The sequence below is a fragment of the Paenibacillus sp. J31R122 genome (assembly GCF_056269185.1).
Map to the genome: position 1 here is coordinate 321,274 of NZ_JBWDNM010000001.1, position 24,444 is coordinate 345,717.

At 47.2% G+C, this 24,444-nt stretch carries 22 protein-coding genes; 21 read left to right on the forward strand and 1 reads right to left on the reverse strand.

Annotation, left to right across the window (positions count from 1 at the left end):
- Positions 1-6 precede the first annotated feature (6 nt).
- The 8 genes from AC0YN7_RS01130 (at position 7) to AC0YN7_RS01165 (ending at position 8,601) form a co-directional block, all read left to right on the forward strand.
- A complete protein-coding gene (locus AC0YN7_RS01130) occupies positions 7-630 on the forward strand; it encodes a histidine phosphatase family protein (protein WP_475808104.1) in 624 nt (207 codons plus the stop codon).
- 35 nt (positions 631-665) lie between these two features.
- Positions 666-1,529 carry a phytanoyl-CoA dioxygenase family protein gene (locus tag AC0YN7_RS01135; RefSeq protein WP_475808105.1) on the forward strand — a complete coding sequence of 288 codons (864 nt, stop codon included), beginning with the start codon at positions 666-668 and terminating at the stop codon, positions 1,527-1,529.
- A 44-nt stretch (positions 1,530-1,573) separates the two neighbouring features.
- Positions 1,574-2,185 carry an SGNH/GDSL hydrolase family protein gene (locus AC0YN7_RS01140; protein ID WP_475808106.1) on the forward strand — a complete coding sequence of 204 codons (612 nt, stop codon included), beginning with the start codon at positions 1,574-1,576 and terminating at the stop codon, positions 2,183-2,185.
- A gap of 65 nt (positions 2,186-2,250) precedes the next feature.
- The gene (locus tag AC0YN7_RS01145) at positions 2,251-4,623 is read left to right on the forward strand and encodes an alpha-glucuronidase family glycosyl hydrolase (protein ID WP_475808107.1); all 2,373 of its coding nucleotides are present in this window, start codon (positions 2,251-2,253) and stop codon (positions 4,621-4,623) included.
- A gap of 27 nt (positions 4,624-4,650) precedes the next feature.
- Positions 4,651-5,385 (forward strand): ThuA domain-containing protein, encoded by a 735-nt coding sequence (locus AC0YN7_RS01150; RefSeq protein ID WP_475808108.1) that lies wholly within the window; start codon positions 4,651-4,653, stop codon positions 5,383-5,385.
- An 84-nt stretch (positions 5,386-5,469) separates the two neighbouring features.
- Complete coding sequence (locus AC0YN7_RS01155; RefSeq protein ID WP_475808109.1) at positions 5,470-6,531, forward strand: Gfo/Idh/MocA family protein; 1,062 nt, start codon at positions 5,470-5,472, stop codon at positions 6,529-6,531.
- Positions 6,532-6,597: 66 nt separating this feature from the next.
- Positions 6,598-7,230, forward strand: a complete 633-nt coding sequence (locus tag AC0YN7_RS01160; RefSeq protein WP_475808110.1) for a histidine phosphatase family protein — start codon at positions 6,598-6,600, stop codon at positions 7,228-7,230.
- A 90-nt stretch (positions 7,231-7,320) separates the two neighbouring features.
- Positions 7,321-8,601: a sialidase family protein gene (locus AC0YN7_RS01165; protein WP_475808111.1), complete on the forward strand. Its 1,281-nt coding sequence runs from the start codon at positions 7,321-7,323 to the stop codon at positions 8,599-8,601.
- Between the two features lie 32 nt (positions 8,602-8,633).
- Here AC0YN7_RS01165 and AC0YN7_RS01170 read toward each other — a convergent pair whose 3' ends face one another.
- Positions 8,634-9,377, reverse strand: coding sequence for a hypothetical protein (locus AC0YN7_RS01170; protein WP_475808112.1), 744 nt, complete (start codon positions 9,375-9,377; stop codon positions 8,634-8,636).
- A gap of 182 nt (positions 9,378-9,559) precedes the next feature.
- On the opposite strand from AC0YN7_RS01170, the gene AC0YN7_RS01175 reads away from it, so the two are divergent.
- The 13 genes from AC0YN7_RS01175 to AC0YN7_RS01235 all read left to right on the forward strand — a co-directional run bounded on the left by AC0YN7_RS01175 (position 9,560) and on the right by AC0YN7_RS01235 (position 24,383).
- Positions 9,560-10,342 (forward strand): HAD family hydrolase, encoded by a 783-nt coding sequence (locus AC0YN7_RS01175; RefSeq protein ID WP_475808113.1) that lies wholly within the window; start codon positions 9,560-9,562, stop codon positions 10,340-10,342.
- Between the two features lie 89 nt (positions 10,343-10,431).
- Positions 10,432-12,480 (forward strand): GSU2086 family protein, encoded by a 2,049-nt coding sequence (locus AC0YN7_RS01180; protein ID WP_475808114.1) that lies wholly within the window; start codon positions 10,432-10,434, stop codon positions 12,478-12,480.
- Between the two features lie 12 nt (positions 12,481-12,492).
- Positions 12,493-12,966 carry a nickel pincer cofactor biosynthesis protein LarC2 gene (gene larC2 / locus AC0YN7_RS01185; protein ID WP_475808115.1) on the forward strand — a complete coding sequence of 158 codons (474 nt, stop codon included), beginning with the start codon at positions 12,493-12,495 and terminating at the stop codon, positions 12,964-12,966.
- Positions 12,967-13,003: 37 nt separating this feature from the next.
- Positions 13,004-13,693, forward strand: a complete 690-nt coding sequence (locus AC0YN7_RS01190; RefSeq protein WP_475808116.1) for a D-sedoheptulose-7-phosphate isomerase — start codon at positions 13,004-13,006, stop codon at positions 13,691-13,693.
- Positions 13,694-13,729: 36 nt separating this feature from the next.
- Positions 13,730-15,112 (forward strand): polysaccharide deacetylase family protein, encoded by a 1,383-nt coding sequence (locus AC0YN7_RS01195; RefSeq protein ID WP_475808117.1) that lies wholly within the window; start codon positions 13,730-13,732, stop codon positions 15,110-15,112.
- A 19-nt stretch (positions 15,113-15,131) separates the two neighbouring features.
- Positions 15,132-16,088, forward strand: coding sequence for a sialidase family protein (locus AC0YN7_RS01200; protein WP_475808118.1), 957 nt, complete (start codon positions 15,132-15,134; stop codon positions 16,086-16,088).
- Between the two features lie 258 nt (positions 16,089-16,346).
- On the forward strand, positions 16,347-17,453 hold the full coding sequence (locus AC0YN7_RS01205) for a Gfo/Idh/MocA family protein (protein WP_475808119.1): 1,107 nt from the start codon (positions 16,347-16,349) through the stop codon (positions 17,451-17,453).
- Between the two features lie 664 nt (positions 17,454-18,117).
- The gene (locus AC0YN7_RS01210; RefSeq protein ID WP_475808120.1) at positions 18,118-19,005 is read left to right on the forward strand and encodes a sugar phosphate isomerase/epimerase family protein; all 888 of its coding nucleotides are present in this window, start codon (positions 18,118-18,120) and stop codon (positions 19,003-19,005) included.
- 10 nt (positions 19,006-19,015) lie between these two features.
- The gene (locus AC0YN7_RS01215) at positions 19,016-20,407 is read left to right on the forward strand and encodes a sulfatase family protein (RefSeq protein WP_475808121.1); all 1,392 of its coding nucleotides are present in this window, start codon (positions 19,016-19,018) and stop codon (positions 20,405-20,407) included.
- A gap of 46 nt (positions 20,408-20,453) precedes the next feature.
- Complete coding sequence (locus AC0YN7_RS01220; protein WP_475808122.1) at positions 20,454-21,458, forward strand: Gfo/Idh/MocA family protein; 1,005 nt, start codon at positions 20,454-20,456, stop codon at positions 21,456-21,458.
- The gene (gene cysC, locus AC0YN7_RS01225) at positions 21,455-22,024 is read left to right on the forward strand and encodes an adenylyl-sulfate kinase (protein ID WP_475808123.1); all 570 of its coding nucleotides are present in this window, start codon (positions 21,455-21,457) and stop codon (positions 22,022-22,024) included. The genes AC0YN7_RS01220 and cysC overlap by 4 nt, the downstream gene beginning before the upstream one ends.
- Positions 22,025-22,040: 16 nt before the next feature.
- On the forward strand, positions 22,041-23,459 hold the full coding sequence (locus AC0YN7_RS01230) for a sulfatase family protein (RefSeq protein WP_475808124.1): 1,419 nt from the start codon (positions 22,041-22,043) through the stop codon (positions 23,457-23,459).
- 36 nt (positions 23,460-23,495) lie between these two features.
- Positions 23,496-24,383 carry an AraC family transcriptional regulator gene (locus tag AC0YN7_RS01235; protein ID WP_475808125.1) on the forward strand — a complete coding sequence of 296 codons (888 nt, stop codon included), beginning with the start codon at positions 23,496-23,498 and terminating at the stop codon, positions 24,381-24,383.
- Positions 24,384-24,444 lie beyond the last annotated feature (61 nt).

Genomic DNA, 24,444 nt, shown 5'->3' on the forward strand with positions numbered 1-24,444 from the left:
ACAATTATGGAGCTGTTTCTTATCCGTCATGGCGAGTCCGTGACGAATCTGTCTAAGACACCGCTTGCTGACGGCGGTTTGACTGATCTGGGGCGTAATCAAGCGGCTAATATGGCGGAATGTATGTCTGAAGCGGGCTTGACCCACATCTTCTCGAGTCCGCTGATGCGAGCCATTGAAACGGCCCAACCACTGGCGCGGGCAGCCGGACTCCCAATAGAAGTGTGGTTAGATGCGCATGAGTTATGGACGAAGGAAGGCTATCGAGGACCGACGACAGAGGAACTTACAGATATGTATCCTGAAGTCCAGTTTGCAGAGGGGACCGTAGCAGACCCGCTTGGATGGCAATGTCCCGGAGAAGAAACTTCCGAGACGGGCTTTTTCAGAGCTAAGCGATTGTTGGAGCGATTGAGCAGCCAATTCCCAGGCAATGAACGCGTTGCCTTCGTTGGGCATGGCGCCTTGAACCGCCGCATGATGCTGGCTGCACTCGGACTTGAGTATTCGAGAAGCTTGCGCCCCTATGGGGCAAATGCCTGTATATGGTGGCTGGGCCTTGATCAGGGTAGGTTGGACATTCGTTATATCGGGCCAGCAATGCCCGGATTAATCGATAAGGTTATTTGAAGTTTCTAGCATCCAATTTTGATTGGAGTGGTGAAATGGAAAAGGTTATAACAGAGGAAATGCGTGAATTTTTTTATACGAACGGTTATGTCGTTGTTAAGAATGCAGTGCCTAAGCAGCAATGTGATGCGGTTATTGAGACGATATGGTCTTTTACCGGTCAGAATCCGGATGATCCGGATAGCTGGTACCAGCCCCCAGCAGGTATGGACACGTTTTGGAAGCATCAGATTGACGGCATGATTCCGTTGTTCAATCACCAATCACTATGGGATAATCGGCAGCATCCGAAGCTTTATCAGGCTTTCGCAGAGTTAATGGATGAGACCAAGCTCTGGGTATCCATGGACAGGGTGAACATGAAGCCTCCAGTGCGAGAAGGGTATGAAATGTTTGACCACGGATTTATTCATTGGGATGCCAGTTCATTTAATCTGAGCTTTCCATTGCCGAGACCGCGCAGAGTTCAGGGTGTATTGTATCTGGCCGATACGGAAGCGAATCAGGGTGGATTTCAATGTGTTCCAAGTATTTATCGCGACTTTGAACAATGGATTAGGACACAGCCAGCAGACAGAGATCCATATATTCCAGATATCACAGGACACGAGGTGGTACCCATACCAGGCGAGGCAGGTGACCTGCTGATTTGGGACTTCATGCTTGCTCATGGAAATGGAAAAAATTTCAATACAAAGCCGAGATTTGCTCAATATATCACTATGTTTCCAGCCCATCATTCAGGTGGCGAGAGAATCGCGGATATCGAATGCTGGAAAGAGCGCAAAGGGCATGCTCAAATGACGATCGATCCACGAGGCTTAGAAGCGCAGATGAGTGAAAAGCCTGCTGAATTAACTCCGCTCGGGCGCAAGCTGCTGAGTCTTGATCCTTGGTGAACGAAGCATCACATTTTAATAATCAAGGGAAAGGAATGATAGAGATGCTGCTAGAAAAAGGTGACAGGCTTCTTATGATCGGCGATTCGATTACTGAAGCTCCCAAAGGCGGCGGATATGTTGACAGTGTAACCGCGTTGCTTCAATCTTCTTATCCACAGCTTGGCATAGGCGTCATAAATAAGGGAGTCGGCGGTCATACGTCGCGCGATCTTAAGCTTCGTTGGCAGGAGGATGTTCTGGATCATCGTCCAGAGTGGCTGTCGATCATGATCGGCATCAATGATGTCTGGGGACAATTCGATATTCCAAACCGAGATCTACATTCGGTGGATCCGTATGAATATGAGAGCACATTACGTGAGTTAATCAGTTCTGTGCGAGAAGAGGTGAAGGGTCTTGTCTTGATGACCCCATATTATATTGAATCGAATAGGAACGATGCAATGCGAATTAGGATGGATGAATACTCGTCTATAGTTAAGGGGATCGCCGTAGAAAATAACGCAATACTGGTAGACACTCAAGCCGCTATGGATGAGTTGATGCAGTATTATTATCCGGGAGCAATTGCTTCGGATCGCATTCATCCGAAAAAGGTGGGACATATGGCGATTGCCAGTGCCTTTCTGAAAGCTGTCGGATTTGTATGGTAGCGGGAGCATATCTGATTAGCAATAATTGATAATTGATTGGCAAGGAGTGAGGGGGTGTGACAGCAATGAATCTATCGAATGCAACGATAGTTTGTTCCCATTACGCGAAGGGGCCTGAGGCCAAGGCGATAGACGTACTAATTGAGGAGGCTGCAGCCCGCACGGGAATTAAGTTAAATCGCATTACTACATTTCCAAAGCTGTCCGACGCGGTTATTGCGGTGGGGACGATTCAATCCTTGCAACTTATTCCCGGGATCAGCCTGCCGGATCCTATGCCGATATTGCAGCCCGAAGGCTATATGCTGAAAACTTACAGCGAAGAGCATGGCGATGTTGTATTTATAATAGGGGCAGACGCCCGCGGTGTTCTGTACGGAGTAGGCAAGCTGCTTCGCTGCCTGCATTGGGAAGACAATCTTTTGGAGTTGGGTGAAGCTTTGGATATTGTAACGGCTCCAGCTTCAGCAATTCGCGGGCATCAGCTTGGCTACCGGCCCAAAAATAATGCGCTCGACGCATGGTCTGTCGAACAGTTCGATCATTATATACGGGAGCTCGCCTTATTTGGAGCCAATAGTATTGAAATATTGCCGCCGCGTACGGATGATCATCCCACTAGCCCGGTAATGAAGCTAGAGCCTATGAAGATGCTGGTAAAGCTTGCGGAAGTAATAGACAGCTATGGATTGTCTACATGGCTGTGGTATCCGAATATGGGTGACGATTATTCAGATCCGGATACAATCCGAGCGGAGCTCGCAGAAAGGGAAGAAGTGTTCCGTAATATTCGAAACCTGCAGGCAATATTCATTCCTGGGAGTGATCCAGGAAAAATGGAGCCGGAGCCATTGTTCGAATGGACATCACAAATTGCCCGGCTATTGAAGAACTATCATCCCCATGCAAAAATATGGCTCTCCCCGCAGGTTATGCGTTACGAAACGACAAAATGGATGAGTGAGTTTTATCACCAGGTCAACAAGGAGCCGGACTGGTTGGGAGGAATTGTGTTCGGTCCTCATGTTGATGTTGCTCTTCCTAATCTAAGAGAGCATATACCGGCAAAGTATCCGATCAGACGTTATGAAGATATTACTCATACTTATCATTGCCAGTATCCAGCTGTGGAATGGGATACAGCCTTTGTCCTTACCTTGGGAAGAGAAAGCTGTAACCCGCAGCCGGCTGCCATGAAGCATATTCACAATGTTATCGCACCGTATGCGGATGGCACGATCTGTTATTCCGAAGGGATAAATGATGATGTCAACAAATTCGTCTGGTTGGATCAGGAATGGAACCCAAAGACAGCAGTTCTCGATACTCTCAGAGAATACGCTGGGTTATTTCTTGATAGCTTGCAGGCTGAGGCAGTAGCCCAAGGCTTATCCGCGCTTGAAGGAAACTGGATAGGGCCTTTGCTTACGAACGATGGAGTGGATGCAACGCTGCGGCAATGGCAGCAGATGGAACAGAACGCGGCGCCCCGGATGAGGAATCATTATCGATTCCAGATGCACTTGTTGCGAGCGTACTTCGACGCGTATACGAGACAAAGACTTCTATATGAAACAGGGTTAGAGGCTTCCGCGAAGGAAGCGCTGCGCTTGGCTCCCACTCTCGGCAGTGAGAATACTTTAGATAAAGCAGAGCAAATGCTAGACAGGGCTAAGACAGAACTGGTTGCTGAAGATTACCGCATTCGTTGCGATGAATTAGCTGATCAGCTCTTCATTAACATAGGCTATCAATTGACCGTTTCTAGACACTTCGCTCGTTCACAAGGGAGAGGAGCTTTCATGGACGCTATCCTTGCTCCGTTGAACGATGTTCGGTGGCTGAGTGTCCAATTCTCCTTCATCCGAGAAAAATCGGTTGAGGAAGAGCGGCTTATGATGATAGAGCAATTACTTAACCGAACAAACCCAGGGCCAGCAGGGTTCTATGACCATCTTGGTTCATACCGCGGCATAAGACGAGTCGAACCCGGAGCGGGCTGGCAGAAGGATCCAGGCTACTTGGCCTCGCCAAGAATCGGACATTCTATGTCTTTGCTCTCCATGTCTGCGGAACGGCAGCGGAAACTGGGCGGAATACCGCTCGCTTGGGTCGCGAATGCGACTGTGATTTTGGATACGCCAATCATCGTACACTACGATAAGCTGAATCCTAGTGTTCAGTATACCGTAAAGGTTGCTTATATCGGCGATACGAACAGCAGCAGTACTCCTAGAGACTGCTGGGCGCGGTTGACCGCGGGTGACAGCATCATTCTTGATGCAGAGGTGTTCGTCGAATCCGGAACGGTGACGATTCGAGAATGCGAGATTCCGCCGGAGGCTGTATCTAGCGGCAATTTGAAGCTAACGATCGAGCGCACCAGCGGTTTTAAACGGTTAAGCGTTGCTGAAATCTGGCTTATGCCAAGTCGATAAATGGAAGCTTGAGGAGGATGCTTAAGCATGATTAGAGTAACGATTTGGAATGAGTGCCATCATGAACGGAAAGAACGTATAGCCGCTATTTATCCGAAAGGGATGCATGGTGCTATCGCGGATGGGATTGCGGCAGATGATTATGTGATTCGGACAGCAACGCTTAATCAGCCCGAGCATGGACTTACAGATGAAGTTTTGCAAGAAACAGATGTGCTTATATGGTGGGGGCACAGCCGTCATGATGATGTGGATGATACAGTTGTAGAGAAGGTGTGCGCTAGAGTATTGGACGGGATGGGGTTTATCGCATTGCACTCCAGCCACTACGCCAAGGTGTTCAGGAAATTGATGGGTACTACTTGCTCCCTGCAATGGAGAGTGGCGGATGAGAAGGAAAGGCTATGGGTTGTTAACCCTAGCCATCCAATCGCTCGAGGTGTGGGCCGCTATTTTGAACTCGAGCAAGAGGAAATGTATGGGGAATATTTCGACATTCCCGAGCCGGATGAGTTAGTATTCGTGAGCTGGTTCCAAGGCGGAGAAGTATTCCGCAGCGGATGTACATTCCAGCGTGGAAGAGGGAAAATCTTTTATTTCCGTCCGGGTCACGAGAAGTATCCGACATTCCATGATCCGACGATTCTCAAAGTGATATCTAACGCGGTTCGGTGGGCAGCTCCAGATCCGGGAATGGAACCGCCCTATACTTTTGGCGGACCTGCTCCTGCACTTGAGCCTGTACCGAACGAGAAGAAATAGTTCAACTAAACTAAAACATGTCGTTTAAAGGTTGAAGAACTTTGACCAACGCGTAAGCGACAGATCAGGGAGGATGGCGGCAATATGAAAAAATTAAAGCTGGGAGCCGTTGGTACAGGCGGCATGTTCAAAGGTGCTCATATGAGAGCTTGGCTCGCAAGCTCTGAGATTGAGATTGCAGCGCTATGTGATGTTAGGCTGGAGGTCGCGCAGGAAATTGCGGAGGAGCATGGCATTCCCGATGTATATGCGGATTACAACGAGCTGTTAAAGCGAGAAGACTTGGATATTATCAGCATTTGTACATCGAATAAATACCATTCTGAAATTGCAGTCGCTGCGTTGAAGGCTGGTAAACATGTATTTTGCGAGAAGCCGGATGCAATCAATCCTGAAGAAGCAATCAAAATGAAGCTAGCAGCTGAAGAGAGCGGCAAAGTGTTAATGGTCATGCGTAACAATCGATTCCGTTCAGTGGCACAGTTTTTGAAACGTTATGTAGAGAATGGTCAGATGGGCGAATGTTATACGGGCCGGTGCGGCTGGATTCGCAGGAGAGGCATACCAGGCAAGGGCGGCTGGTTTACTACAAAGGAGCTGTCTGGCGGCGGTCCGCTTATCGATCTGGGCGTCCATATGATCGACCTTGCGGTCTGGATTATGGGCAATCCGACTCCAGTGGCGGTTAGCGGAGCGGTGTACACGAAATTCGCGGAGACAGAATTGTCCGACTCGGAGCACAGCACATTCGGAACTAAGGAATCCGAGGGAGTTTTTGATGTAGAGGATTTGGCTACCGGATTTATCCGTTTCTCTAACGGTGCAACGCTGCAAATTGAATTTAGCTGGGCGTCTAATATCGAGGAGGAGACACGGTTCGTCGAGCTGCGAGGAACGAAGTCCGGCTTTAGTCTGATAAATGACGATTTAAGCCTCTTTACTGAAATTGAAGGAGAAATAGGTGATATTCAGCCGCGTGTCAATAAGAATGGACACGGGCATGTTGCCAATATCCATCACTTCATCGATGTGGTGCAAGGGCGCAAGAAGCCTATTTTCACACCGCAGCAAGGAGTCGATATGATCAAAATTATTGATGCAGTTTATGAATCAGCCCGATTGGGAAGAGAAGTACAGCTTGTATAAGGGGGAAAGTGAAAAACTTTCGCCAGTTGGTCTATTCATATACATTCGTAAAGGTGGTATATAGCTATGGAACTATTTATTGTTCGTCATGGGCAGTCCATTGGCAATCTGATCGTGGAGGATATGCCGGATGGTGAGCTGACAGAGCTAGGCAGACAGCAGGGTGCTAAGGTTGGCGAATGTCTGAAAGATGCTAATATCGGCTACATCATTGCGAGCCCGCTTGTGCGTGCGATCGAGACGGCTCAGCCGCTCGCGCAAGCGCTGCAACTGCCTATAGAAGTATGGAAGGAAACGTATGAGGTCAGAAACAAGGGCGCTTATACGGGACCGAGCACGAAGCAGCTATGCGAATTGTATCCAGAGACAAGGTTTAATGAGGATATGGAGCCGGATGGTTGGTATTGCTCTGGGGATGAGGATGCTGAGGCTGGCCATCTACGCGCAACACGGATATATGATCAATTGCGCAGTCGATTTGAAGGCAAGCGAGTTGCTGTATTCGCACATGGCGGCTTCAATCGTCATTTGCTTCTGGTTGCATTGGGGCTGCCGTATGACAGCCCGGTTTATTTTCATCAAAACAATGGATGCATCTACTGGCTCTCGGTATCGCCTGAGCGGACCGTACTGAATTATGTGGGAGACACACGAGTCATTTTAGATGGTGAGAATATGCAGAAGCCAAAGCTTGCCTGATACTGTAATACTGTAATACTGTAATACTGAGCCCGACAATAAGCTAGAGCTGCCATAATGCAAAGGATTGGAATGAAAGGGGATGCTGCTATGCAATCAAAAGATTTTAAGATTCGTCCCTTAGCCCCTGACTTTATAAAAATATTCGAATCACCAGACCCGGAAAACCTGTACTGCTATAGCCCAGGGATTGCTGTGCTACCAAATGGCAATCTGATTGCAACGATGGATCTGGGCGGTCCTGGAGCGGAATTTGTTCCAGGAGCGATAGAAAGGCTTCGGAAAAAGGGGCGTTTTACACTCGGGAAAGCTTTTATTTCCAAGGATAAAGGAACGAGCTGGGAGTCCTGTGTAGACTTTCCCTTTCATCATGCACGGCCTTTGGTGTCTGGCAGCGCGGTTTATATAGTAGGACATTTCGGCGATTTAATGATTATTCGATCTGATGATCAGGGCGAGACATGGTCTCGTCCAACTGCACTGACGGAGGGTGGAGCGTGGCATCAAGCTCCATCAAATGTACATTTTGCTAATGGGAATGTGTACTTGGTCATGGAGAAAATATGTTATTTTGACGTGAAGGATTGGCCTGTAAGTGCGATGGCTCCTGTTCTTATGAGGGGCAGAATTGGCGATGATCTCACCAAACGTGAAAATTGGACTTTTGCATCCGACCTCGTTTTCAGAGATGCTGTTAAGCTGGAGCAGATCGAAATGATTGCCGTCCCTTTTTTTAAGACGAATCTTCTGGAAAGAGCTGAGGTCTCCGAAGGAAGAAGCATAACACCAATAGGATGGCTTGAAGCGAACGTCGTTCAAATTGTGGATGAGGATCATTATTTCTATGATAAAACGGGGCACACATTTCATTTGTGGATGCGTGCCCATACTGGAGGGACGGGATTTGCGGCAATCGCAAAAGCAATAGAAAATGCGGATGGCACAATAACAACAATGCTGGAGGAAGTCCCATCAGGCAAGAAAGTCGTATTTGTACCTTGTCCCGGTGGACAAATGAAGTTTCATATTCTCTATGATGAAAATACTAGACTTTACTGGCTGCTGAGCTCACAAGCGACTGATAGTATGACCAGAGCAGATTTGCTGCCGACAGATCGATTTAGTCTTCCCAATAATGAAAGGCATCGGCTTCAGCTGCATTTCTCCAAAAATTGCATAGACTGGTGCTTCGCGGGATTAGTGGATGCCGGTACTTCCTATAAACAATCCCGCCATTATGCGAGTATGGCTATAGATGGGCAGGACCTCTACATAGCAAGCCGAACTGGGGACGGCAATAACAAAAGTGCTCATGACACGAATATCATATCTTTTCATGTTATTAAGCAATTCAGAGAATTGGTTTACTAGGAAGTCGCGGTATAGTCAGATCACGTAGCCTTTTAGTATAGTAGTTTTTTCAGCTGCTCCACATATTGCGATGTTCCAACGTAATCTAAGCTGTGCGCGTCGGTACCTAGATTAAATACAACGCCAACTTCTTTGCCAATATTCCAATAGCGTTTCGCAAAATCAGGGTCGCCAAATATCGCAGCGGTGTTGATTTCCCAAGCAACCTGACTGTTTTTTCCCTTTTCTAAAAGCTCACCAAGCTCGTTGTCGGTAAAGGCTTTCGTTACTAGAGTACGATCGTCAAAGCAGCGGATGAACCGACCGGTGAAGGGGTGGCAAATACAGTCTGCTCGATCGGTCTTAAAGAGAGATTCCAGTACATCAATTGCATGCTGTACGTATCCCCTTGGCGTTTTCTCTTCAGGATGCTCCCAGTAATTCATATGGTAATGGTTATATGCGTAAAGCCTATAGTCGATTAGCCGATTGACTTCTATACTATCTAAAAATTTACCTACGCCATACGCGGTGAGCTCTGCAGAATATAGTATTTTTACGTTCGTATCACATTGTGCGGCTTGGTCTCTGAGCTTCTGGTTGTTGGCTATAATTTCGAAATCGGTACTATTATAATGATCGGTAAAAGAAATGACTTCAATATTGTCCTTTTCGGCTTCCTGAATAATAGCTCGAACGTTCATTTCTGGCATTGCACAGGGTGAATGGGTGGTATGGATATGCAGATTACGCTTAGCTAACTCCTCGAAATCGTAGGTGGCTTCCGTTTTATACATGTACTTCACTCCAATCTATTATTTTTTTGTAGGGCTTGATTATTCAAGCGGAAGACAAAATTAAATTGGCTATACAGCTATTTAACTTAATGATAAAATAAATAGGAGTTATATACAAGAAATATATATTTTGAAAAGTAATTCCTGTAATTCCTTAAGAAAAATGAGGGAGGCAGCCAGTTATGACTCAAATTAAAGTCGTTTTATTCGATTTTGATGGAACATTATCAACACTTCGTGCCGGTTGGGAACAAATTATGAAACCGTTCATGAAGGATTCCATTGTTGGAGGAAGCGAATTATCCGAAAGTCAGATCGCTGATTTGGAGCAGGAGATCGATTTATATATCGACCAATCGACTGGTATCCAAACGATTTATCAAATGAGATGGCTGGTCGATACGGTACGTGCTAAAGGCTGGAATGAGCAAGTGCTGGATGAATGGGAATATAAAGCCGAATACAATAGACAGCTGCTTGAGCGTGTGAAAGCTAGGGTTGAAAAACTAAGCCAGGGTGAGCTTCAAGCAGAAGATTACCTGATGCGCGGCGCAGCTGATTTTGTACGGGAGCTGCACCGAAGGGGAGTAGACATGTATGTCGCTAGCGGAACCGATCATCCTGACGTCGTTCGTGAAGCGGAAGTGCTAGGTTTAGCTAGTTATTTTAAGGATATAGCGGGTGCTCCGCTTGGCAAGGCAGAATGCTCTAAGGAAAAGGTGCTGCAGGATTTAATCCATTATAAAGGTCTAGCAGGCGAAGAACTTGCTGTTATCGGTGATGGCAAGGTGGAGATTCAGCTGGGGAAAGAGTCCGGCGGCCTAGCATTAGGCTTGGCTAGCGACGAAGAACGGAGAGAGGGTATCAATCCGATCAAAGAAAAGCGGCTTCGCTTGGCGAAAGCAGACTGGATTGCCGGCGACTTTAGCAATATGGACGAATGGTTAGTACAACTGGGATTTTAGCATGATGATGGCCAGTGTTTTGAACGACATGGCTTGGCTTGTATGAATGCTAAAGTATCTCGGGCTAAGTCCAAGGAGGACAGTATCCAATGAAGATTCATGAGAGATTGTCGTTTGCTTCAATTAAAACGAATTCGGTTCATTCGAGAACGAATCTGGTTACGATCCGAAATATGGCGGAGCCTTATGTTGGCACTCCTGAAGAATGGCGTCAGACACCGGATGAGCAACGAGCGTTCGATGAATTGATTGATCTCATCGTTAGTACGAGAGCAGCGGGAAAGCCAGTAATCTGGTCGATGGGCGCGCATGTTATTAAGAATGGGTTATCTCGTTATGTCATTGAACTAGTGCGAAATGGGATTATAACTCATGTATCTGGGAACGGAGCAACGAGCATACACGATTTCGAGCTGGCTTTTCTAGGAGAAACGTCGGAGGATGTGGCGCGATCGATCGAGGACGGCTCGTTCGGCATGTGGGAGGAAACTGGACGTTATATGAATGAGGCGATCCAACAGGGAGCAGTGGAAGGTCTAGGTTACGGCGAAAGTTTGTATCGTTACTTAAACAAGCATCCCGAACGGTTTCCGCATTATGACGATTGCGTTTTTGTCCAGTGCCAGCGCTCGGGTGTACCTTATACCTGCCACATATCAATTGGCACTGATATTATCCACCAGCATCCCATTGTTGATTTTGAAGCACTTGGCCAAACGAGCGGCAAAGATTTTGATACGATGTGTCAATCCATATCTGAATTATCAGGTGGCGGTGTATTTCTTAATTTCGGATCTGCGATTTCGGGGCCGGAGATTTTCTTGAAGGGTCTCAGTTTATGCCTCAATCAGAAATTGCCAATGACGCCTATAGCAGCCGCCAACTTTGATATCGTGCCAGCTTCCCAACATTCTGTTCCATCCACAACGGAATCGGATTATTATTATCGGCCTCGCCGTAACTTTATCGATCGTCTTAGTCAGATTGACGGAAAAGGATACTTGTTCCATGGCTTGCATCAAGTGACAATTCCCCAATTATTTCATCGTGTACTGCAGCGCAAACGGGAAAGAGGAGTAGAATTTCCGCCATATGCCCGCAAGGCTATGCTGTCTAGAACACAGGCTGAGCTTTATCCTATTGCCGAGCGCCAGGCTGATTTGAAAGTAGAAGAAATGGTCGTGGAACCATTAAAAGAGGGCTTTGATTGGGCGGGCTCAGAAGACCAACAGTTTAGTGCAGTTGTGAAACGTATTATTGAAGCACGTAATAACGGCAAGGAAGTGCTTGTATCCCTTGGCGGAAATGTGATTGGAAGCGGTGTCTCTAGAGAGCTCATCACGCTGATCGATCAGGGCTTTATCACCCACTTGGCCTTGAATGGTGCTGGCGCGTTTCAGGACTTGGAGTTATCAGCATTCGGGCAAACCGAGGAGAAAGACATGGGATCACTGCAGAACGGAACTTTCGGCATGTGGCGGGAGCCAGGTCAATTGCTGCATGGAGCGCTTAGAGAAGGCTATGCGAAAGGGCTTGGCTATGGAGAAAGCCTCATAGCTTATATGGAAGAGAAACCTGAGCTGTTCCCTCATCGCCAATATAGCTTATTAGAGGCTTGCAGCAGGAAAGGCATTCCTTGCACCGTGCATGTGACAATTGGCATTGATGCCATTCAGCAGCATCCGGATGTTGATTTCAAACTCCAAGGTGGCGCGAGCGGCAGAGATTTTCAAGTGTATACGAATACGGTTTCCCGTTTGGATGGAGGCGTATTTGCCAATTTTGGCTCAACGGTAACCGGACCGGAGGTTTTTCTTAAAGCTCTATCGATTGCGCGTAACCTAGGACATATCGTTCATCACATTACAACGGTTAACTTCGATATCGTAAAACTTGGTGACTACCATCGTAAGGTTGGCTATGAGGATTGGGATTATTATTATCGCCCGCGCAAAAATATCATTCACCGTCCTACTAGTCTAGGTGGAGAAGGCTATCACTTCGAAGGATTGCATCAGCAGACGATACCTGCGCTTAGGCTGGCTCTTCTAGCATCAGGCGCTACCGGCAAATCCAATGCAACCGGCATTTCAGGAATCAAGGAAACAACCTTGTCGCCAAAAATACAGGAATCATAGGGAGGAAATACGGTGGAGTTGTCTGAGCGAAACAATGGCCATGGAAAAAGTGAAATGGTACTCCTGCAAACAAACATTGATGATATGAATCCGGAGTTCTGCCCTTATGTGGGAGAAAAGCTGTTGTCCGCAGGCGCGCACGATGTTTATTGGATTCCAATTCTGATGAAGAAGGGGCGCCCGGGCTTTCTGCTAAATGTGCTGACGCACACGAAGCGGCTTAGTGAGATCGAAAGGATCGTTTTTGAAGAAACGACTACTCTTGGGATACGTTACGTTCGGACGGAGGGCAAAGCGCTTGAACGACATTGCGAAGAAGTGAGCACACCTTGGGGAGATATACGGGTGAAGGTAGGTATATACGAAGGCAAGGTAGTGCAAATTGCCCCTGAGTTTGCCGACTGTGAGTTAGCGGCGAAGGCGAATCATGTTCCGATCAAAGAGGTGTACGAATCGGCTAGAAGAGGTTATTTCTCAGAAACGTAAGAGTGACGATACAGCGTTTAAATAGGAGAGATGGAATTTGTCTAATATCATAATGCGTAGTATCGGAGAAGCTGGAAGCAGAGATGAAGAAATACGGAAAGCTTTGGACAATTGCATCAGCAAGTACCCAGAATTAAGCATCTGTATGCATGAGGTCTGGCAAGCTTTCGAACTGATTAGAGACAGCTATCGTAATGGCGGCAAGCTGCTTGTTTGTGGGAATGGCGGGAGCGCTTCAGACAGCGATCATATCGTTGGGGAATTGATGAAAGGCTTCATGCACAAACGTCCCTTGCCAGAAGAGGAGAAAGCCGAGCTGATTAAGCTGTTTCCCGAGTCAGGTGAGCTGCTGGGAAATCAATTGCAAGGCGCGTTACCTGCTATTTCTTTGAGTACGCATAGTGCGCTTATTACGGCTTTTGCCAATGATGTGAACGCCGATTTGATATTTGCTCAACAAGTATACGGTTACGGATTACCTGGTGATATGCTGCTAGCACTCAGTACATCAGGGAACTCCAGCAATGTCCTGAACGCAGTGCGTATAGCTAAGCTCAAGGGGATGCGTACGATTGGACTGACCGGTATAAGTGGAGGGGAGCTGAAGGAGCTTTGCGATGTCACAATCTGTGTTCCTTCTATATCTACCCCGGACATTCAGGAAAGGCAACTGCCAATTTATCATACGTTATGCATCATGCTGGAGAAAGAGTTTTTCGACTCATAGGCTGCTCGTCCAAACAATAGTGAAGGTGGTGACCATATGCCGAACATTAAGGTGCTTTTTTGGCTCGATGTCGAGGATTACATTAATCCTGAGTCACAGGAAGGGCTGCTCGGAATGCTGCAATTGCTGGAGGACAGGAAGGTGCCTGGCATATTCAAAATAGTAGGGGAAAAGGCGCGTCAATTACGTACTAACAATCGCAGCGATATTTTATCACTTCTTCCAAATCATGAGGTAGGGTATCATACGGATCTCCACAGCCAGCATCCCGTCATTTCAGAGTATTTGGAGCATTACGATTTCCTTACCGGATCGGAAGAGTTCGATAGGAGGGAGAGAGGTGGGTTTGAAGATGTTAGGAGTATAACGGGAATGCCAGTTAAGTGCTACGGACAGCCCGGATACTCGTGGGCTCCTCAAGCGTTCCCCGCTCTTAAGAAGTGGGGAATTCCTGTTTATTTGGACGACCACGATCACATCTCCTGGGAAGGGAAACCGTTCTGGTATGGCGGCTTGTTAAATATTACGAATGTCACAGGAACGATGAGAATGGAGCTGAAAGAGGGAGGCCTTGAGAAGGCGAAGGATTCCTTTGACCAGCTATATGAACAGTTGTCCGCTGAACAGACAGGGTTTGTCAGTATATATTATCATCCAAACGAGTTTGTTTGCAGCAGCTTCTGGGACAAAATTAACTTCGGACGCGGACTACAGACTCCACGCGAGGAATGGAAGCCGGCCCCACTTCGTGAGAAGGGTGAAATGGAGCATTATCTAAACCTTCTTGGTCAATTTATTGACTATACGCTTTCGAAGAAAGATGTCGAATATATAACATCTGAGCAAGCGTTAATGTTGGAATGCTCTCGGAAGGATGTAGTCGACGCTGGAGATGTGAAGGTGTTGGCTGAACAACTAGGCAGCAACCTGATCTTCAAAGTAATTAATGGTCACAGCCTTTCATCCGCTGATCAGTATTCAATATTTCGCGGTATGCTGCTCGGCGAACAGCTTGTGCCGGAATTTATGTATGGACCGGCGCGTCACATTGAAAGCGACGAACCAGTCTTTCTCGTTGTGGATGATATTGTGCAGGCGCTAAGAACGGTTGAAATGCCCAGTGTGCTTGGCTTCAAGATGCTGCCAGATTATTTCATGTTAGGGGAGCATCGAATTAATCCAGTGGATATGACCTGCACGATGGCAGCCATCATTGCCCGAGGATTGCAAGGCGAAGAACGAATCGAGCTTGTACGAGGGGATCTTCAGGCTAGCAGTTATGCTGGAGATAATGAGCTTTGGGGACCGCGCTGGTCCATATTCGAGAAGGAATTAAGAGTACCGAAAATTGTGAGCATGTCCAAGCTTCAGACATGGACGTTAAAGCCGGCAATGTTTGGGAACTCCGACTCCAACTAGTGAGAGGACTGTTGTATATATGCTTAGCAGAGCCTTTATTTTTGAAGATGATCGTGATTTTATAAGCTGCCACGCCTCCACTGTTTTGCCATTAAAGGACGGCGATCTGCTTGCAGCCTGGTTCGGCGGGACTGAGGAGGGTGCTGGCGATGTAGCTATCTGGTGCTCTAGAAAGAAGAATGGAGAATGGACAAAGCCTGTAAACCTGACAGGGGAGCAGGATTTGCCACACTTCAATCCAGTGCTGTCATATAATTCGACCGGCCAAATTATGCTGGTATACAAAACGGGATGGAAAATTCGAGACTGGATTTCAATGGTCATGCTTTCGGAGGATTCCGGCTATACGTGGTCCGAGACGAAGGAGCTGGTCCCTGGGGACTATACGGGCGGCAGAGGGCCTGTTAAAAATAAATCGATTATTGCTTCAAACGGTAACCTGCTCGCTCCGGCTTCAATCGAAACGAGAACAGAATGGGACGCTTTCGTAGATATCTCGTCTGACGGCGGGTTGACCTGGCGGAAGAGCGCACAGGTGCCTCTTGATCGGACGGCGGTGACTGGCAAAGGCATTATTCAGCCTACTCTGTGGGAATCTTCTCTGAATCAGCTGCATATGCTGCTTCGCACGACTGAAGGGCAAATCTACCGTAGTGACTCCGCGGACGAAGGCAATAGCTGGACTGAGGCGTATCCCATTAGTCTGCCGAACAACAACAGCGGTATCGACCTAACCCGAATGCCGGATGGAGACTTGCTGCTGGTGTATAATCCGATCTCGGAAAAGTGGGGACCGAGAACGCCGCTTGTGCTCGACGTATCCAAGGATAACGGGGTAACGTGGAGTCGGCTGTACACACTCGAGGAAACAGAAGGCGAATACTCGTACCCGGCCATTGTATCGGACGGGAATGAGGTGCACATTACTTATACATGGAAACGTGAACGAATCGCTTATTGCCATTTTACTTACTAATAAGAAAAAAGCAGCCTAATCCCAGTCACTATATAGAAGGGATTAGGCTACCTTTCGTATACTTATCCGGTCTGGAGGGAATAAGGCCGCTCCTCGCTAGGCCTTTTCATATATGGTCCCGATCGAATTGGTTATTGTCCAGATCAGCCATGAAACCGACTATTAGGTTGATTATGATGAGAGTAGAAATTATAACTCAGACGGAAAGGTGGTGAAGTTTCCGGCCAGTCTAATAAGGCTAAGGCCGGGAACGCGAATATGGCGATAAAAATCGGGATTGTCGGAATGAACGGGATCGGGAATAACCATGCAGTCTGCTATAAGGAAGATGAGCTCGCTGAAGTAGTGGCGGTGTGTGATGTCATCAAAGATCGAGCGGACGCTGCTGCGGAAAGGCATGGCGTAAAGGCGTACTACAGCCTAAGGGAAATGATCGAAGGGGAGCCCGACCTTGAGGTTATTGACGTAACGACAGGCGGAATTGACAATGGGAGCTGGCATTTTGAACCGGCCATGGAGGCATTGAGCTATGGTAAGCATGTACTGGTCGAGAAGCCGCTGTGCAACGATGTCCGGGAGGGCAGAGAGCTAGTTGCTTTTGCTGAAAAGCAGAAGGTTTATCTAGGGTGCAATCTGAATCATTATTTTACGCAGCCTGCGGAGAAGGCGAAGCAATATATGGAGAGCGGCGAAGTTGGTGAGCTTGTTTATTGTCTTGCCAAAATGGGATTTAACGGCGGTGAGCTTAATTACGGGCTTTCCAGTTCTCCGAAAATCAAGGGCCATCCATATTTCCACATGAGAGCATTCTTAACCCATCCATTCAGTGTGATGCGCCATTTTTGCGGGGATATCACTCATATCCAAACCTTTTCTGACCGTCCCGGTTTTCGACGAAGCGCTGGGGATGTCATGGTATCAATCAACAGTATTCACGTGAAATTCGCCAATGGAGGCGTTGGTTACCTGCTTAGTCAGAGGGGGGATGCGGTATATGGCCTTGGCGGCTGGTGGAGCCTTGAAGTGGCGGGCTCACGAGGCACCTTTTGTATCGAAAACTGTGTGGAAAAGGTATCGTTCTGGAAGGCGGAAAAAGGCATACCGGCGATCAGCACTCCTATCCAGGCGGAGATTACCGACTTCGGAACGCAAGATTTCAACCGAACCTTTAACAACAGACTTCATGCGTTTCTGGAGGATGTCTCCAAAAACGTATCCCAGGATCAACTGCGCGCAAGCGGCAGAGACGCTCTAGCTGTATTGGAATACGTACACGCGGTTCAGGAATCGTATGAGCGGGGCGGGGAAGTTGTAAGGCCGCATTCGCTTCCGCCGCTGCACGGAGATCCGCTTTTTATGAAGTAGTGATAAAAACGAATTATGAGGGAAGCTCACTGTTTAGTGAGGCTAATCTCATTAATATGAGTTAATTAAGGTGCAGAGTTCGGTATTGTGAGGTAAACCTCATTCCCCGTGAGGTTAGCTTCATCACTAGTGAGGTATACCTCACTAATTTAAAAAGAGAAAAACAGATGCGACTAGAATAGTGAGCCTAACCTCAGTCTTATTGAGTTTATCCTCACTATCCAGCGTAACTTGGGCTAGAGTGTGTGGCTCGTCTAACTATCCAGCGTAACTTGGGCTAGAGTGTGTCACGTCTAGCTATCCAAAGAAACTTGGGCTAAAGTGTGTGGCTCGTCTAACTATCCAGCGTAACTTGGCTAAAGTGTGTGGCTCGTCTAACTATCCAGCGTAACTTGGGCTAAAGTGTGTGGCTCGTCTAACTATCCAGCGTAACTTGGGCTAAGGTGCGTGGTTCGTCTAACTATCCAGCGTAACTTGGGCTAAAGTGTGTGGCTTGTCTAACTATCCAAACAAACTCGAATAAGGTACATCGCTCGTCTAACGTCAGTCATAACAAAACCATTAAAGCGGTAAGTTAATTCGCCTAAAACACCGATTTCAATTTACTTTTGGGATTGTATCCGAAAATAAAAAAACCTCTTGCGAGAGTAGGAGGACTGCAATCATGAAAGAGGTTCATGATAACCTTGCTCCATCTCCCTCGGCGAATGCCGAGAGTCCATTTAAAATTCAGGGAGGTTTACCCTACATGATTAAGCTTGGTGTAAACTCTGTGCTATTTAAACAATTCAACTTTGCCGAAGCTGCAAAGCAGATCGCACTTTGTGGATATGACGGTATTGAAATCGCCGCTATACATGAAATGTGCGAGCATTTGGATTTGAGCCGCTGGAGAGATCAGAAGAACGAACTTCAATCTATCGTAAATGAGAACGGTCTTGTGTTTCTATCTACGGAAGTAGCTTCCTTGAAGGAAGAACGATTGCTTCCCGCATTTGAAGCGGCGGCAGAAATAGGAATCCCGATCGTTAATGTTGGACCCGGCGGCAAGCTTGGCGTTGAAGAGGATTTGAAGGCTTCCATCGAGACATTAGCTCGAATGACGGAAAGAGCTGCTTCCTATGGCATTACGTTGTGTGTGAAGGCGCATGTCGGCAGTGCTATTCATAATACGCACACAACTCTCAGAGCAATGGAGGAAATTTCATCGCAAGCATTGGGAATTGATATGGATCCAAGCCATATTCACAGGGCGGGGGAAAATGCAGAGGAGGCTCTGCCTGCCGTATTGAGCAGAGTGAGGCATATTCATATCCGCGATTGCAAAGGCAGGGAGCAGGGACCTGGACAGATTGAGATGCAGGCATGCGGACGGGGTGATATCGATCTATTCGGCTATTGCAAAGTGTTAGTAGATGGTAATTATGACGGTCCGGTTGTATTGGAAGTGATCGGCGCGGGATCAGGTCATTCACTAGCGCAAGTCTCAATCGTCGCGGCGGAATCCTACGGATACTTAAACGCTTGCTTGAAAAAACTAAACGCTCGCTAGGAGGGAATCAATGATGTCAAACAAAAAACCTAATGTCATCATTTTTGGAATTGACAGCTTGCGCCGTGATCATATGAGTTCCTATGGCTATTCTCGGTTGACTACGCCTCATATGGATAAGGTTGCTAGTGAAGGCGTCATATTTGAGAAGCATTTCAGCCCAAGCATTCCGACAACACCTGCTTATGCTTCGATGCTGACAGGGAAAGACGTATTTGCAACTGACGTAGTGGCTCTAAGGCACAAGGGTCCTATGGGCGATCACCTTCAAACATTGGCAGAAGTACTTGGCGGAGTGGGCTACAATACGTCTTGTATCGGATTTTCAGGCAATCCAGCCTCTCGTGGTTTTCATAGCTATCTCAATTATGAATCATGGGTACCGGATGATACAGGACGAACTCCTAAGGCACAAAATCTAAACGATGTAGCCATTCCGGAGCTCGAACGTCTTGCGGCGGAGGAAAAACCGTTTATGCTGTTTCTCCGGCATATGGATCCACACTCGCCGTATTTACCGCCGAAGCCGTATGAACGAATGTTTTATGGCGCTGATGAGAAGGACACTTCCAATAACTCGATGGAGCCAGTTTATGCGTTCAAGCCTTTTGCGGATTTTCTGAAATCATGGATTCCGGAAGGAGTCACGGATTATAATTATGTAACGGCCCAATACGACGGCGCGGTCGCTTACATGGATGCTTGCATTCAAAGCCTGTTCGTCAAGCTGAGCGCACTCGGACTTGAAGAAGAAACACTTATTGTAATCACATCCGACCACGGTGAGACGCTGTATGAGCATGATTGTTATTTCGACCATCACGGCTTATACGACTGTACTCTTGTCGTTCCGCTTATTATTAAATTTCCGGGTCGTGTGCCTCTAGGGAAAAGGGTGTCTGACGTTTCTCTCATTTCCGATATTATGCCAACTATACTTGATCTGCTCGAAGTGGATAGCGATATTTCTTTTGACGGACGAAGATTGACTAAAATGATGACCGGTGAAAAAACAGATCCTATTAGCGAGTTCTACATTACCGAATGCACATGGATGCGTAAGCATGGATGGCGAACACACGAATGGAAGCTTATTTGTGCTCTTGAACAGGACTTTCACTTTAAGCCTGCTGTGGAATTATATAATCTAATTCAGGATCCGGAAGAAAACGTCAACGTTGCAGATCAAGAGCCGGAAGTCGTCGCTTTGCTTACAAAGCGGATGGAAGACCATATTGCGAGACGCGAGAAGGAAGTGGGTCGAGTCAATCCCATTTATACGAATCTGAATTGGCATGGCAAAGGAAAGCCATTTACCTCGTCCCAAGAAGCGTACGATTCCCTTCATATTGGTTCGATTGTGAACGCTCGCTCGCTTCAAGCTAAAGAAAAGGAAAAGTAGAAAGAGTAGGCTGCTATCGCGTCGCAGGAGGAAAGGAAGGATTTTAATGATTAATGTTGCGGTTGTAGGCGTTAACCATATCGGAAAAATTCACTGCCGCGCGTACCAGCAGCATCCCGATACGAAGCTTGCCGCCGTATGTGATTTGTTGCAGACTAGAGCTGAGGCGGCAGGCAGCGAGTTTGGCGTACCTTTTTTTACCGACCTCAAGGAGTTGCTGCGCGTAGTGCCGGTTGATGTTATCGTTGTAGCTACGGCGGGTGTCGAGAATGGAAGCCACCACTATGAACCGGTTATGACGGCCATCGAGGCAGGCAAGGATGTGCTTGTCGAGAAGCCAATTTCAAACCAAATAGTAGAAGCGCGCCATATGGTCAGCTTTGCCCGTGAGAAAGGGGTACGATTCGCTTGCAATTTGAACCACCGCTTTACGCCGGCTGCTTATAAGGCAAAAGAATTGGTGTTGGAGGGAAAGCTCGGATCGTTGTTATTTCTAAATATGCGGCTCACCATTCAAAATTCAAGGGAGGATTCGGAGTGGCTGCAAATGCGCGCTCTGCATCCTCATTCCATCGATGTCATGCGTTATTTCGCAGGAGATGTGAAGCGGGTGCAGTCCTTCATGACCAAGGGGCCGGGAAGAAATTGTTGGTCGACTGTATCCGTTAATATGGAATTTACTTCAGGGGCTGTCGGACATTTGACAGGCAGCTATGACATGTCGATGCGTCACCCGATCGAGTTTTGTGAGGTGGCAGGCCATGAAGGGCGGCTCGTTATTGACAATTTGTACGAGAGCATGACTTATTATTCCCATCATACCGATGAACTGACGGTTTTACGGAATCCGTTATTCGGCGGGATGCAGGGATTCAATGATACATTTAAACTGCGAATCAATCGTTTTATCGAACAGATCAAGGATGGAGCCGCGCCTGATGAAATTGATGCATCCGGAATCGATGCACTGGCGGCACAGGAGGTCATTGAGGCTGCCATACAATCACATCAGTCTGGCGGGGCTCCTATAGAGGTAGCTTCTGTACTTTGACTCTTAGGAGGTATACATTCATGGACGCGCAACTGGGGTCCGTATTATGGTTTATTGGTTTATCAGGTGCTGGGAAGACGACAACCGCACAGCATGTTGCGTCAAGGCTGATTCAGCGAGGTCGCCGTGTCGAACTACTGGATGGCGACGAGCTTCGTCAAACGATTTGTAAGGGACTTGGTTTTAGCAGAGAAGACCGTATCGAGAACATTCGGCGAGTCGCTTTTGTATCTAAGCTATTGGCACGCAACGGCGTAGATGTTCTAGTGTCAGCTATTACGCCTTATAGTGAAATGAGGGAGTTCCTAAGCAGCGAGCTCCCTAGATATGTTGAAATCTATGTAAAGTGTTCACTAAGTGAGTGCGAGAAGCGTGATGTCAAGGGGTTATACGCGAAGGCACGCAGCGGAGAGCTGAAAAATTTTACAGGCATCTCCGATCCTTTCGATGAGCCGGCAAATCCCGATATTACAATATGCACCTCCTCTTATTCCGTTGAAGAAAATAGCGAGATTATTCGATCCTGGTTGGACAACAAAGGAAAGGTTTTAAAGGTTGCTCCTTAGGAGGATATAGAACAATATGAAGATTATTCTGATTTCTCTAGATACGCTGCGAGCTTCCCGATTAAGCGGATACGGTTATGCCAAACCGACCAGTCCATATATGGATAGTATTGCCGAGCAAGGTGTGTTATTTGAACGGGCATATGCGGCGGATATTCCGACTGAGGTGGCACATACCGGTATATTTACGGGGAAAATCGGCCTCACAACAGGTGTCGTATCACATGGTTCGGAGCTGGCGCATTTTTCTAAATCGATAGAATGGCTGCCGACCATGCTGCGTTCTGCAGGATTCACGACTTCGGCGGTAGATAATTTGTACCAGCTGAAAGAATGGTTTGCAAGAGGATACCGTTATTATATGAACAGTGTCGGCGGCAATCGCTGGATCGATGGGAAAACCGTCAACGATCTGGCGTTGCCTTGGATCGAGCAGCATAAGGATGAGTCATTTTTTCTTTTTTTACATTACTGGGACGCACATACGCCCTACTTGCCGCCGCGATCCTACATTCCTGATTTCTACGAATCCGGCCGAGATCCCTATGATCCAAACAACAAAAGCATGGAACGCGCTTATAATCACCCGGCTTATCCTTTCTTCAAGCACCATCATTATGATTTAGTTGGACCGATTACAGACAGCCAATATATCGATTCGCTTTATGATGCGGAAATTAAATATTTGGACGACAGGTTGAAGGATTTGGACGAACATTTGGAGAAGCTTGGTATTCAAGAGGATACATTGCTTATTCTATTCGGCGATCATGGTGAAAGTCTTACTGAGCATGACATTTATTGGGATCATTGCGGATTGTACGAGCCTACCGTTCATGTTCCATTAATAATTCGATGGCCGGGGCGGATTTCAGCAGGGCGGCGGGTTTCTGGACTTGTTCAGCAGGTTGACCTGCTGCCTACGATATTAGAGGCAGCGCGTAATGAAGCTCCTGCGTGCATCGATAGGTCAAAGCTCGTAGATCCAAAAAGCATGGATGGAGTTAGTCTATGGGATGTCATTCGAGGTGAGGCAGACAGCACCCACGAAAGAGTTTACCTCAGTGAATGCGCCTGGCAGGCTGCAAGAGGAATACGCACGGCGGACTACAAATTTATCCGCACATATGATGCGGGACCGTTCAATCGACCTCCAAGGGAATTATACGATTTGGCAGCTGATCCTGATGAAATAATAAACTTAGCGGATTCACAGCCAGAATTAGCCGACCAGTTAGAGCGTCAGCTCACTGATTGGGTAACATGCAAGTTGGCGGGGCGGGAGGATCCTATAGAACGTCAGTTAAAGGATGCCGGCTTGCCGTTTAAGAAGCGGATCGAACAGATTCTGGGCACCGCGGGCATGAGCTGGGAGGAATGGTTCCGGGAGCCGAAGCGCGAAGCTTACGATCTAGCAGTACAAAATCATCGCTAAAGTTCGAGGGATCAATAGGACAGAGGTGAAGTACGGGTGCAGAAGATAATCGGCAGCAAAGGATTTATGAAGGATGAGTTCCCTTTCTGGATCACGCGCACGGAGCAAGGATCGGTTACCGAGCATGGACATGAGTTCGTTGAGCTTGTCTATATTGTGAGCGGAAGTGGTGTTCATATATTCCAAGGCATTGAATACGATATTCATGCAGGTGACGTGTTTATCATCAACCCCGGAGAAACGCATTCTTATTATGTAGAGCCTGGGGCACATATGGAGATTGTTAACTGCTTGTTTATGCCTTCATTTATTCCAGATGCTTTGCTCCATGAGCTCGAGATTACGGCGTCAATGGACTATTTTTACGTTCACCCGTTTCTGAAGCATGACGTACGTTTCAACCATCACCTCAATTTGCATGGTCAGGACGCGGCTTTCATTCTATCGCTGCTTGAGAGCATGATTAGGGAAATCGGGTTTCGTGGATTAGGGCACGTGACGCTGATTAAGCTTCAAATGGTCCAATTGCTCGTTCTGCTCTCCCGTCATTACAGCTTTATGCGGCATCATAAAAGCAATCATTATAATTCCCCGCGTCAGTTGGATCGTGAAATTGGCGCAAAGCGGATCTATGGTTATTTGGAAAGAAATTTCGACAAGAAAATTTCATTGCAAACGCTTTCCAGACTGTTTAACGTCAGCACCAGGCAGTTAAACCGTATGATGAGGGAAGAGTTCAATAAGAGCATTTTTGACGTGCTTCATGAAATTCGAATCGAGAACGCTAAACGTATATTGCTTGAATCAGATGAAAAGGTCATATCTGTAGCAACGATGGTAGGCTACGAGGATCCCTCTTTTTTCAGCAGGCTGTTCATGCGATATGCAGGGTGTTCCCCAAGCCAGTATCGTACGAGACAATAAGACAGAGCATGCTCTCTAATCTTCCCAATCGTCGCTATTTAAGTACCTATTATATCTCAGA

Excerpts from the sequence above, each read along its gene's own strand:
- AC0YN7_RS01135 (WP_475808105.1), top strand. The coding sequence starts at position 666 with ATGGAAAAGGTTATAACAGAGGAAATGCGTGAATTTTTTTATACGAAC.
- AC0YN7_RS01160 (WP_475808110.1), top strand. The coding sequence starts at position 6,598 with ATGGAACTATTTATTGTTCGTCATGGGCAGTCCATTGGCAATCTGATC.
- AC0YN7_RS01170 (WP_475808112.1), bottom strand. The coding sequence starts at position 9,377 with ATGTATAAAACGGAAGCCACCTACGATTTCGAGGAGTTAGCTAAGCGT.
- AC0YN7_RS01145 (WP_475808107.1), top strand. The coding sequence starts at position 2,251 with ATGAATCTATCGAATGCAACGATAGTTTGTTCCCATTACGCGAAGGGG.
- AC0YN7_RS01165 (WP_475808111.1), top strand. The coding sequence starts at position 7,321 with ATGCAATCAAAAGATTTTAAGATTCGTCCCTTAGCCCCTGACTTTATA.
- AC0YN7_RS01205 (WP_475808119.1), top strand. The coding sequence starts at position 16,347 with ATGGCGATAAAAATCGGGATTGTCGGAATGAACGGGATCGGGAATAAC.
- AC0YN7_RS01195 (WP_475808117.1), top strand. The coding sequence starts at position 13,730 with ATGCCGAACATTAAGGTGCTTTTTTGGCTCGATGTCGAGGATTACATT.
- AC0YN7_RS01155 (WP_475808109.1), top strand. The coding sequence starts at position 5,470 with ATGAAAAAATTAAAGCTGGGAGCCGTTGGTACAGGCGGCATGTTCAAA.
- AC0YN7_RS01150 (WP_475808108.1), top strand. The coding sequence starts at position 4,651 with ATGATTAGAGTAACGATTTGGAATGAGTGCCATCATGAACGGAAAGAA.
- AC0YN7_RS01200 (WP_475808118.1), top strand. The coding sequence starts at position 15,132 with ATGCTTAGCAGAGCCTTTATTTTTGAAGATGATCGTGATTTTATAAGC.
- AC0YN7_RS01220 (WP_475808122.1), top strand. The coding sequence starts at position 20,454 with ATGATTAATGTTGCGGTTGTAGGCGTTAACCATATCGGAAAAATTCAC.
- AC0YN7_RS01130 (WP_475808104.1), top strand. The coding sequence starts at position 7 with ATGGAGCTGTTTCTTATCCGTCATGGCGAGTCCGTGACGAATCTGTCT.
- AC0YN7_RS01230 (WP_475808124.1), top strand. The coding sequence starts at position 22,041 with ATGAAGATTATTCTGATTTCTCTAGATACGCTGCGAGCTTCCCGATTA.
- AC0YN7_RS01210 (WP_475808120.1), top strand. The coding sequence starts at position 18,118 with ATGAAAGAGGTTCATGATAACCTTGCTCCATCTCCCTCGGCGAATGCC.
- AC0YN7_RS01175 (WP_475808113.1), top strand. The coding sequence starts at position 9,560 with ATGACTCAAATTAAAGTCGTTTTATTCGATTTTGATGGAACATTATCA.
- AC0YN7_RS01140 (WP_475808106.1), top strand. The coding sequence starts at position 1,574 with ATGCTGCTAGAAAAAGGTGACAGGCTTCTTATGATCGGCGATTCGATT.
- AC0YN7_RS01180 (WP_475808114.1), top strand. The coding sequence starts at position 10,432 with ATGAAGATTCATGAGAGATTGTCGTTTGCTTCAATTAAAACGAATTCG.
- AC0YN7_RS01215 (WP_475808121.1), top strand. The coding sequence starts at position 19,016 with ATGATGTCAAACAAAAAACCTAATGTCATCATTTTTGGAATTGACAGC.